The sequence below is a fragment of the Acinetobacter sp. UBA3025 genome (assembly GCF_002367915.1).
Lineage (GTDB): Bacteria > Pseudomonadota > Gammaproteobacteria > Pseudomonadales > Moraxellaceae > Acinetobacter.
In genome coordinates this window covers 1-10,492 of record NZ_DFDO01000329.1, presented here as the reverse complement: position 1 = coordinate 10,492, position 10,492 = coordinate 1, and the positions used below count along the sequence as shown (strand labels likewise).

The 10,492-nt window shown below is 43.3% G+C and carries 8 protein-coding genes and 4 tRNA genes; 2 read left to right on the top strand and 10 right to left on the bottom strand.

The annotated features are described in order from the left end of the window. Nucleotides 1-654: 654 nt before the first annotated feature. The 8 genes from B4J23_RS14080 to secA form a co-directional block, all read right to left on the bottom strand. Nucleotides 655-731 (bottom strand) — tRNA-Pro (locus B4J23_RS14080). A gap of 18 nt (nucleotides 732-749) precedes the next feature. Then, nucleotides 750-825 (bottom strand) — tRNA-His (locus B4J23_RS14075). A gap of 36 nt (nucleotides 826-861) precedes the next feature. After that, a tRNA-Arg gene (locus tag B4J23_RS14070) sits at nucleotides 862-938 on the bottom strand. 35 nt (nucleotides 939-973) lie between these two features. Beyond that, nucleotides 974-1,050: transfer RNA gene (locus tag B4J23_RS14065), tRNA-Pro, on the bottom strand. A gap of 155 nt (nucleotides 1,051-1,205) precedes the next feature. Further along, nucleotides 1,206-2,273: a quinolinate synthase NadA gene (nadA, locus tag B4J23_RS14060; protein WP_291361496.1), complete on the bottom strand. Its 1,068-nt coding sequence runs from the start codon at nucleotides 2,271-2,273 to the stop codon at nucleotides 1,206-1,208. A 152-nt stretch (nucleotides 2,274-2,425) separates the two neighbouring features. Next, complete coding sequence (argJ, locus tag B4J23_RS14055; protein ID WP_291361494.1) at nucleotides 2,426-3,646, bottom strand: bifunctional glutamate N-acetyltransferase/amino-acid acetyltransferase ArgJ; 1,221 nt, start codon at nucleotides 3,644-3,646, stop codon at nucleotides 2,426-2,428. Between the two features lie 154 nt (nucleotides 3,647-3,800). Continuing rightward, nucleotides 3,801-4,154, bottom strand: coding sequence for a hypothetical protein (locus tag B4J23_RS14050; protein ID WP_291361491.1), 354 nt, complete (start codon nucleotides 4,152-4,154; stop codon nucleotides 3,801-3,803). Between the two features lie 153 nt (nucleotides 4,155-4,307). Further along, nucleotides 4,308-7,034, bottom strand: a complete 2,727-nt coding sequence (gene secA, locus B4J23_RS14045) for a preprotein translocase subunit SecA (RefSeq protein ID WP_159124163.1) — start codon at nucleotides 7,032-7,034, stop codon at nucleotides 4,308-4,310. Nucleotides 7,035-7,365: 331 nt separating this feature from the next. Between secA and B4J23_RS14040 the strand changes: the two genes are divergently transcribed. Beyond that, a complete protein-coding gene (locus B4J23_RS14040) occupies nucleotides 7,366-8,007 on the top strand; it encodes a peroxiredoxin (RefSeq protein ID WP_004782192.1) in 642 nt (213 codons plus the stop codon). 420 nt (nucleotides 8,008-8,427) lie between these two features. Beyond that, entirely contained in the window at nucleotides 8,428-9,018 is a 591-nt protein-coding gene (locus tag B4J23_RS14035) for a dual specificity protein phosphatase family protein (RefSeq protein ID WP_291361489.1), read from the top strand. A gap of 5 nt (nucleotides 9,019-9,023) precedes the next feature. Here B4J23_RS14035 and B4J23_RS14030 read toward each other — a convergent pair whose 3' ends face one another. Both B4J23_RS14030 and B4J23_RS14025 read right to left on the bottom strand, forming a co-directional pair. After that, the gene (locus B4J23_RS14030) at nucleotides 9,024-10,052 is read right to left on the bottom strand and encodes an SPOR domain-containing protein (RefSeq protein ID WP_373683637.1); all 1,029 of its coding nucleotides are present in this window, start codon (nucleotides 10,050-10,052) and stop codon (nucleotides 9,024-9,026) included. Continuing rightward, nucleotides 10,043-10,492: glutamate ligase domain-containing protein (locus B4J23_RS14025; protein WP_291361485.1), on the bottom strand; the 450-nt coding region annotated here is incomplete at its 5' end. The genes B4J23_RS14030 and B4J23_RS14025, both read right to left, overlap by 10 nt.

The following is a 10,492-nucleotide window of genomic DNA, read 5'->3' as shown; positions in this document are numbered from 1 at the left end:
GAAAATTATTTTTAAACTTCCTCTCTAAAACCCAACTCAAGCATCTCACACTAAGTTACTGTTTTATCAGAAGTTTTAATCTTCATCACCGCCGATGGATGTGCATTATAGACCAATCCCAAGCAAGCGCAACCCCTATTTTTAAGAAAATACTTCAGTTGATTATTATTTCTACAAAAATGTCATATATGCATATTCTTTAATCTAAAAACCCTATTTTTTAGATATCTTTTTACTATTTTCATTTTTGAGTTTAAAAAATAGGGGCTATTTTGTTTCAGCTTAATAAAGTGCAATTTAGTTTTTTATTCCTATAACTACTCTTGCTTAAAATATTCTTCCAACTCACTCGAATAAATATTTTTCTTATTTTCACAATCCCTATGGACCTCCCAATAAATGCGACTCACCCATAAAAAGATCTAGGTACATTTAGCTCGACTTATTAAAAACATAATTCTGGAATGAAGAATGAAGAATGAAGAATGAAGAATGAAGAATGAAGAATGAAGAATGAAGAATGAAGAATGAACTTAATAAATAACCAGTTTTTAATCTATTTTTATTTTGATTGCTAAATTTAATTCGTAGTTAAATTTCAGACATAAAAAAACCGCCTGATGCGGTATCTATATAATTAATCATTTTTATCGATGGTCGGAGCAGTAGGATTCGAACCTACGACCCCCTGGTCCCAAACCAGGTGCACTACCAGGCTGTGCTATGCTCCGATGTTCAACTCAAAGAGTTGGGGTGAATGATGGGATTCGAACCCACGACAACCGGAATCACAATCCGGGGCTCTACCAACTGAGCTACATCCACCATTGCCTTGGTTCTTAAATATCAAGCCACCAAAAATGGCGCGCCTGACAGGATTCGAACCTGTGACCATCCGCTTAGAAGGCGGATGCTCTATCCAACTGAGCTACAAGCGCTTTACTGATGATTTTCACCATCCGCCTTGAAGAATTGGTCGGAGCAGTAGGATTCGAACCTACGACCCCCTGGTCCCAAACCAGGTGCACTACCAGGCTGTGCTATGCTCCGATTCATCTCAGCTTTCGTATCAAGCTTATCGCTTGGTACGGTGTGCATTCTAGGCGTGACGCCATAAGACGTCAACACCTATATTTAAAAAAAATCAAAAAAAACACTTCAAGCGTTTATTTATCAAGCATTTCAGACATTTTTTATACAAAATCTTAGCGTTTCAAGCTGGCACTAAAATCCAGCATACGATCTAAAGGCAGTTTGGCTCGTTGAGCTAATGCGGGGTCAACATGAATCTCCTGATCACGATGTTGTAGAACATGCAAGATTCCATCTAGCTCGTTCATGGCCATCCAAGGACAGTGTGCACATGAACGACAGGTTGCTCCTTCTCCAGCGGTTGGAGCTTCAATCAAAATCTTATCTGGCACAGCCTGCTGCATTTTATAGAAAATACCGCGATCTGTTGCCACGATCAAACGCTGATGTGACAAGGTTTGAGCTGCCTTGATTAACTGAGAAGTACTTCCGACTGCATCAGCAATTTCTACCACAGACATCGGTGATTCTGGATGGACCAGCACTGCCGCATCTGGATATAAGGCTTTCATATTAGCAATTCCGCGCGAACGAAATTCTTCGTGGACGATACACGCGCCATCCCAAAGCAGCATGTCAGCACCGGTTTTATTCTGGATATAACGCCCTAGATGCTGATCCGGTGCCCAGATAATTTTTTCACCTAAACTATCGAGGTGTTCAATAATCTCAACTGCACAACTTGAAGTCACGACCCAGTCAGCGCGAGCTTTAACCGCAGCCGAAGTATTAGCATACACCACTACAGTATGATCAGGATGCGCATCACAGAATTTGGTAAATTCTTCTACCGGACAACCCAAATCCAGTGAACAGGTCGCTTCAAGAGTTGGCATCAGGACGGTTTTTTCTGGTGAAAGTATTTTTGAAGTTTCCCCCATGAACTTAACCCCAGCTACCACCAAGGTCGATGCGGGATGGTCACGTCCAAAACGCGCCATTTCCAATGAATCGGACACACAGCCACCAGTCAGTTCTGCCAGTTCCTGTATTTCAGGATCACAATAATAATGTGCAACTAGTACTGCATTCTGCTTTTCCAATTCGGCTTGAATCTGTGCAAATTTTTCCTGTTTGGCCTGTGCACTGATCTGATGCTCTTTGGGTTCTCCTAAACGATCTAAATGCGCCTGCACAATCGATTTGGCTTCATTGGCTATTAATTTGGTCGCATCATTCATAACAACTCTTACTCTACCCTCATGGTTCATTATTCAACGAACCTTTCACCCTACATCCCGGTCATCTCTAGCAAAATACTTTTTTGACCAGTCATTAAAAATCATAAGATATAAAAAAAGCCCCACAACGGAGGCTTTAGAAACAATCTGAATTATGAACGATAATCAGCATTGATCTTCACATAATCATAGGACAGGTCACAGGTATAGACTGTATCTTTTGCTTCACCACGTCCAAGATCAACACGAATCGTCATTTCAGCTTGTGCCATCACACGTGCACCTGCCTCTTCGGTATAGTCTGCTGCAGCACCACCATCCTTGCAGATTTGTACATCATCTAACCAAACCTGAATTTTTGCAACGTCTAAATTCGCCACACCTGCATAACCGATTGCAGCCAGAATACGTCCCCAGTTTGGATCAGAAGCAAAGATCGCAGTTTTCACCAATGGAGAATGCGCGATACTATAGGCCACGTCACAGCATTCCTGAGTATTGGCGCCACCTTCTACTGCAACTGTGATGAACTTAGTCGCACCTTCACCATCACGCACAATCAGTTGCGCAAGACGTTTCATGGTACGCATCAATACTTCAAGTACAGCTGCATAACGCGGATCTTCAACTGATGAAATTTCTGTTCCACCGGCCTGACCTGTAGCAATGAAAATACAAGAGTCATTGGTAGAGGTATCCCCATCAATGGTAATGCGGTTGAATGACTGATTCACTGTTTCAGATAAAAGCTGTTGAACCAGTTCACGGCTGATTGGTACATCAGTCGCCACATAGCCCAGCATAGTGGCCATATTTGGGCGAATCATGCCGGCGCCTTTGGAAATCCCGGTCATGGTATAGGTGACACCATCCAGCTCGAGCTGTTCAGACGCACCTTTCGGTGTAGTGTCTGTAGTCATGATGCCGGTTGCAGCATCGATCCAGGCATCATCACGCAATGACTCTAATGCAGGCTGTAAACCACTGAGCAGACGCTCCATTGGTAATTGTTCCCCAATTACCCCTGTTGAAAATGGCAATACTTCTTCAACTTTCACGCCTGCAAGTTCAGCCAGTTTGGCACAAGTGGCTTCAGCATTTGCCATACCTGTAGAACCGGTACCTGCATTGGCATTTCCGGTATTAATCACTAAATAACGTGGATTACCTACCGCCAGATGTGCTTTAGAAACATGCACAGGGGCAGCACAAAAAGCATTCTGGGTAAATACACCTGCAACATTGGAGCCTTCAGCCAGTTCAAATATCACCAGGTCACGTCGGTTCTGATAGCGTACATATGCTTCTGCCGAACCAATTCTCACCCCTTTTACCACATGCATCTGTGGCATAGATACGTCACCAACTGCCATTTTTAAATGTCCAATATTGAAGTTTCAGAAAAATACAGCTTAGTTGATCTTCATTAAAAAATCGAGCCAAAGCCAGATGAACACTCACTTTTCTTATGGTTTTTCACAATAAAAAACCAGTCATGGTGACTGGTTTTATTAAACTGGATCAAACTTAGTTTTTAGCCAGCTGGGTTGATTCACTCAATAAAGCTTGTTTCGCCTGTTGCTGACTTGCCGCAGAAAGCGCTGGGTTAGAAGCAACAATACGGTCAGCATTCGCTGCATTGGCTGCTGCAATCGCTGCAGTCTGCAAAACGATTGGACGGTTTGAATTATTAAAGGTATAGCGAATGCCAGTACGCGGACTTGCAATGGTCACCTGACCATCTGTACTCGTCTGAACCTGAGCCGTAGTTGGACCAATGGCCTGCTGAACTTTAGCAGGTGTCGTTGTTGCTGTTTCAGCAAAACTTAAAGTCGGGATTACCAAAGCAGCAACCATCATCGTTTTTAATACTTTTGTCATTGTTTCTTCCACTTTGCGGTGTTCAATCTGCCATTAAATACCATTTAATCCGGTACAGTGCAAACAGTATTCATCAGCTGAAAAGTCCATATACATAAAAAGATCAGGACCATTTGGTCCTGATCTTTTTATAGTTTAGAAACTTAGCAGAAATTAGATCTTGCCATGACACTGTTTGTATTTCAGACCTGAACCACATGGACAAGGTGCATTACGGCTTGCCGGTGCTTCAAAGACTGGTGCAACCGGATTGGCCTGCGCATTTTGTTCAGTGGTGATTTCATCTTCTTCAGCCAGTAATCCATCAAATTCCTGATGAGATAACTGCAAACGCATCGCTTCAGCCTGTGCCTGCTGCTGTGCTTCCATTTCAGCCAGCTCTTCAGGTGTTGGCACATGGATACGTGACAGATCAGTAATGACGTCAGATTTAATCACGCCCAGCATGTTTACAAACAGGTTATAGGCTTCTTTTTTGTATTCCTGCTCTGGGTTTTTCTGTGCATAACCGCGTAAATGAATCCCTTGACGCAGGTAATCCATCGCAGCCAGATGCTCTTTCCAGTGACGGTCCAGAGAGTTCAGCATGAAATGACGTTCAAGTGATGCTGCAGATTCAGCACCCATTTGTTCACGACGTGAACGGTAACGATTTACCACTTCTTCAGTAATTCGCTCAACCAGTGCTTCTTCATCTAAACGACGATCCTGCTCTAACCATTGTGCAACTGGCAGATCAATCGATAAGTCTTCACGTAGTGCAAGTTCCAGACCTTCAATATCCCACTGATCATGAATTGATTCAGGCGGAATATAGTTGGCGATCATGCCCTGCATCACTTCACGGATCATCTCTTCGATATAATCCTGCAATGAACTTTCAGCCAGAATCTCATCACGCTGACTATAGATAATTTTACGCTGCTCGTTATTCACGTCATCGTATTTCAACAGGTTCTTACGAATGTCGAAGTTACGTGCTTCTACTTTACGCTGTGCATTTTCGATTGAGCGTGACACCATTTTGTGTTCAATCGCTTCATCTTCTTTTAAGCCCATTGCACGCATCATGGCAACCACACGGTCACCCGCAAAGATACGCATCAAGTCATCTTCAAGAGACAGGTAGAAACGCGATACACCCGGGTCACCCTGACGGCCCGCACGACCACGCAACTGGTTATCGATACGGCGAGATTCATGACGCTCAGAACCGATAATATGCAAACCGCCAGAAGCTAGAACTGCTTCGTGATTCGCTTCCCATTCTGCTTTTAGGCGCGCTTCATCTTCAGGGGTTGGGTTTTCAATTTTGGCCAGTAGCGCTTTCCAGTTACCCCCCAGCAAAATATCGGTACCACGACCGGCCATGTTGGTCGCAATGGTTACGGCACGCGGTGCACCTGCTTGGGCAATAATATCTGCTTCACGCTCATGCTGTTTGGCATTCAGGACTTCATGTTCAATACCAGCTTCTTTAAGCTTGTCAGAAAGAATTTCCGACGCTTCAATAGTAGCAGTACCAATCAGGATTGGCGCAACACCAGCTTCGTGAACACGTTGAATTTCCTGAATAATCGCGTTGTATTTGCCTTCACGATTCAGGTAGATCAAATCGTTCTGGTCATTACGGATCATTGGACGGTGAGTTGGAATAATTACCACATCCAGACCGTAAATTTCTTTCATTTCCGCAGCTTCAGTATCTGCTGTACCGGTCATACCGGATAATTTTTTATACAGACGGAAATAGTTCTGGAATGTGGTGGTTGCAAGGGTTTGGTTTTCCGGCTGGATTTCCAGACCTTCTTTTGCTTCAACTGCCTGGTGCAGACCTTCAGACCAGCGACGGCCCGGCATGGTACGACCGGTATTTTCATCGACGATGATCACTTCACCTTCATGGATGATGTAATGCACATTACGTTGATACAGATAGTGCGCACGAATCGCAGCAGTCACATGATGCAGCAAATTCAGATTAGAAGCTGAATACAGGCTTTCACCTTCAGCCAGCAAGCCCATTGCAATCAATTCACTTTCAATGGTTTCAAAACCGGTTTCTGTAATTTCTACTGAACGCTGTTTTTCATCAATCCAGAAATGACCGCCATCCGGTACTTTTTCTTCTTTCTGTGCTTTTAATTTCGGCGGAATGTTATTGATTGCTGCATAAAGCTGGGAGGAGTCTTCACTTTGACCAGAAATAATCAGCGGTGTACGCGCTTCATCGATCAGGATCGAATCGACCTCATCGATAATGGCATAGGTCAGACCACGCTGTTTTTTCTCAGCCAACGAGAACACCATGTTGTCACGAAGATAATCGAAACCGAATTCGTTATTGGTACCGTAAGTGATATCTGCTTTATAGGCTTCAGATTTTTCTATCGGATTCTGCATGGAATAGATAATCCCAATGCTTAAACCCAAGAATTCGAACAATGGACGGTTTAACTCGGCATCACGTTGTGCCAGATAGTCGTTCACCGTGATGACATGGACACCCTGCCCGCTCAATGCATTAAGATAACAGGCCAGCGTCCCCATCAGGGTTTTACCTTCACCGGTACGCATCTCGGCAATCTTGCCTTCATGCAGGGTAATACCACCAATCAACTGTACGTCGTAGTGACGCATTCCCATAACACGTTTTGCAGCTTCACGACAGACTGCGAATGCTTCAGGAAGTAACTTATCTAGGCTTTCACCCTTATTATATCGTTGTTTGAATTCTTCAGTTTTTGCAGATAAGTCTGCATCGCTTAGGGCTGATATCGTCGGCTCGAGCGCATTAATCTTGTCTACGATTTTACGCATGCGTTTGAGTTCGCGCTCATTTTTGGTACCGAAGATTCCTCCGATCAGACTTGCCAACATGAATAGACTCTCTAAATCTTGCTTGTCAAATAAATATGTTCTTAGTCGTTATTATGGTGCTAGAAATTTGAACTACAAGGGTTTTGCCAGAAAACCAATGAAAAAAACTCATCCTTCGTCCTAGCCCTGAGACCTAAGGCAAAGTAATGTAGCAAATTTTACCCATGCAATATAGTTAATTAGACGACTGATTTGTCTGATTCTGAATCGACAGCCTATTTCTTTATTCGGTTTATTCATAAGAAATTCTAAAAACACTATTTTTAATCATAAAAAAATTGGTTCATATTTATTCTCATCGACACATTACAAGATCAATTGAGGCAAGAAAATGAGTTTACGTTTAGGCGATACCGCACCGAATTTTGAACAGCAATCTAGCGAAGGCTTAATTAACTTTTATGACTTTCTAGGTGATAGCTGGGGCATTTTATTTTCACATCCAGCAGATTACACCCCTGTATGCACCACTGAACTGGGATTTACCGCAAAGCTGAAAGATGAGTTTGAAAAGCGTGGCGTGAAAGCAATTGCCCTTTCTGTAGATGATGTTGAATCCCATCACGGCTGGATCAAAGACATCAATGAAACTCAAGGTACCACCGTTAACTTCCCGATCATTGCCGATCAGGACCGTAAAGTATCTGAGCTGTATGACTTCATTCACCCGAATGCGAGTGAAACCCTGACTGTACGTTCTCTGGTGATCATTGATCCAAACAAGAAAGTGCGTCTGATTATTACCTACCCTGCATCAACCGGGCGTAACTTCCATGAAGTACTACGTGTTGTTGATTCTCTTCAGTTAACCGACAACCATAAAGTCGCAACCCCGGCGAACTGGCAACATGGCGATGATGTGGTGATTGTACCTTCACTAAAAGATGAGGAAGAAATCAAACAACGCTTCCCTAAAGGCTATAAGGCAGTGACTCCTTATTTACGTCTTACGCCACAGCCTGAGCGAGGATAAGCGAAGCACTGCTTCGCCCGAGCGCAAGAGCCATAGCTATGCTATGGCTGGTAAGGAATTAAAAGGACTCCTTTTTAATTTTGCGCAAGGCAAGCGTAGCGCGCAGTTTCCATTATACTGCCCTTGCGCAAGACGAGAAGCTACACTTCGAGTCATAACACCGAAAGCACTGCTTTAATTGTTCGCAAGACCAGCGCAGTATAGTTTTCAATAACAATATCTCGATATAAGTGAATGATTAAAAAGCGGTAAATAACTCTCCACCATGAAAATGAAAGTTGTCATACATCAACCATTATTTTCATGCTTAGTTTGATGCCCACCGACGAGCCGGGTTTTCGAACTTTCCCATCAAGCCTGTCTTCAGACAGGCTTTTTTTTGAAAAAGCCGATATGCTTAAAAAGAGGGTCTAGATCGCAATGAAAAATAATTATGTACTTCTTCTGGTTTCCACGCTTGTTTTATCTGGCTGCACTCCAGCGCTGCCTGAACAGGAACGCCCAATGCACTGGGGACAGGAACTGCATGAAGAACATAATTTTTATCAGATTAGCGATGAACTTTACCGAAGTGAACAGCCAAGCGATGAACTGACGCCCTTATTAAAACAATATGCCATTAATGTGGTGATCAACCTGCGTTCACGCGACAAAGATACGGATGTTTTGTCAAATGAAGACCTCAAGCTTAAACATATTCCCATTCATACCTGGGCTATGAATCGCGAGGATTTACTCAACGTAATGCAGTTGATTCAACAGGCACGACAAAATAATGAAAAAATACTTTTACACTGTTATCACGGTTCAGACCGTACCGGTGCCAGTGTGGCCATGTACCGGATTATTTTTCAGAACTGGCGCATTGAAGATGCAGTACAGGAAATGAAGCATGGCGGTTATGGCTTTCATTCAATTTGGCGCAATATTGAAAAATTACTTACTCCTGAAAATGTAAAATGGATTCGCGAGCAACTCGCGAATCCATCTACAGAAACTTCAGTTAAGTAAGAGAGTTAACGCTTATCTAGCGGCACCCAGTCATTCACCCAGGCTGATTTCATGTTCAGGCTAGCATCAGATGCGATTTTCTTACGCAGTGCATCTGCTGTTTCACGATCTTTAGATGGACCGACCATGATACGCACACCTTTAGATGTCTGGCTCTTGGTGACCTTGTAGCCTTTGGCTCGCAGTTTGGCCGCAATGGCATCAGCATTGGCTTCATTGGCAGCCAATGCCACCTGCACCATCCACTGTTTATCACTTTCACCTTCAAGAAGTTTACGGGCTTTTTCAGCTTCAGCCTTTTTCTTGGCCTCTTCTGCTTTATGTTTCTCTTCAGCTTTGCGCTTTTCTTCTGCCTTACGTTTTTCTTCAGCAGCTTTATGCTCAGCTTCTTTTTTCTTTTCAGCCGCTTTGTGCTCTTCCTCGGCCTTACGTTTTGCTTCAGCTGCCTTATGCGCTTCTTCAGCTTTACGTTTCTCTTCTAGCTTACGTTTTTCTTCTGCAGCCTTCTGCTCTGCCTGTTTCTTGGCAGTATCAGCTGAAGTTTGGGCTTTTTGCTGCTCAAGTTTCTGCTGTTCTAACTTTTTTTGTGTAGCAGCCTTGTCTTCAGCCAGACGTTTTTGCTTCGTCTGTTCATCTTCTGCCAGCTCAGGTGGAATATTGTCTGAACTTTGCTGTCCCATACGATGGGCATTCAAAGCAGCATATTCTTCAGCCGCACGACGTGCTGCATCTGCCTCAGCCTGCTGTTGCATGGCTAAAAATTCAGCTGCACGAGCTTCCTGTTCAGCTACTGCCTTTTCGCGGTCACGACGCTGCTGTTCCAGCAGACGTTTTTCTGTTTCCACATCGACTGTTAAAGAACCTAATGAATTGTTGACTGTATCTTTTGATTCTACTTCTGCAGCCAGTGCCGGGTTTTGCTGACGATCCTGATGAATTTCATTTTGGCCTTTCAGGAGTAATGCTGCCAATAAAACACCGCCACCTAGTAAAACAACGCCACCCATCCAGCGTTGTTTGTTATTCATTGACATTCTTCCAAATACTCCCATACCGCTTCTAAGGTATGAAATGATCCACATACCAAAATCAGCTGATTATTCTCTGTTTCATACAGCGCTGATTTAAAAGCTAATTTTACATTGTCAAATTGTTCTATCAATTCACCTTGCAGTGCATCAGTCAAAAGTGTGACCTCTGCCGCACGTGGTACAGATAATGGTGCAATTTTCCACAAATGAACAGTGTCTTTCAACAACTTGACGACAGAATTTATATCTTTATCTGCCAGCATGGAAAATACACAAATGACTTCTTTATATTTCTTGTTGTAATTTAAATAATTGCGTAATTGTTTTAACAGGAACTCTACCCCATGCGGGTTATGTCCGGCATCAAAAATTACAGTCTTATTCTGAATTTCTCGGACTTCAAAACGCCCCGGCAATTTAGCTGCCTGAACTCCTTCCGCAAT

Coding starts and splice junctions, on each gene's coding strand:
- nadA (WP_291361496.1), bottom strand. CDS start 2,273: ATGAATGATGCGACCAAATTAATAGCCAATGAAGCCAAATCGATTGTG.
- argJ (WP_291361494.1), bottom strand. CDS start 3,646: ATGGCAGTTGGTGACGTATCTATGCCACAGATGCATGTGGTAAAAGGG.
- B4J23_RS14050 (WP_291361491.1), bottom strand. CDS start 4,154: ATGACAAAAGTATTAAAAACGATGATGGTTGCTGCTTTGGTAATCCCG.
- secA (WP_159124163.1), bottom strand. CDS start 7,034: ATGTTGGCAAGTCTGATCGGAGGAATCTTCGGTACCAAAAATGAGCGC.
- B4J23_RS14040 (WP_004782192.1), top strand. CDS start 7,366: ATGAGTTTACGTTTAGGCGATACCGCACCGAATTTTGAACAGCAATCT.
- B4J23_RS14035 (WP_291361489.1), top strand. CDS start 8,428: ATGAAAAATAATTATGTACTTCTTCTGGTTTCCACGCTTGTTTTATCT.
- B4J23_RS14030 (WP_373683637.1), bottom strand. CDS start 10,052: ATGTCAATGAATAACAAACAACGCTGGATGGGTGGCGTTGTTTTACTA.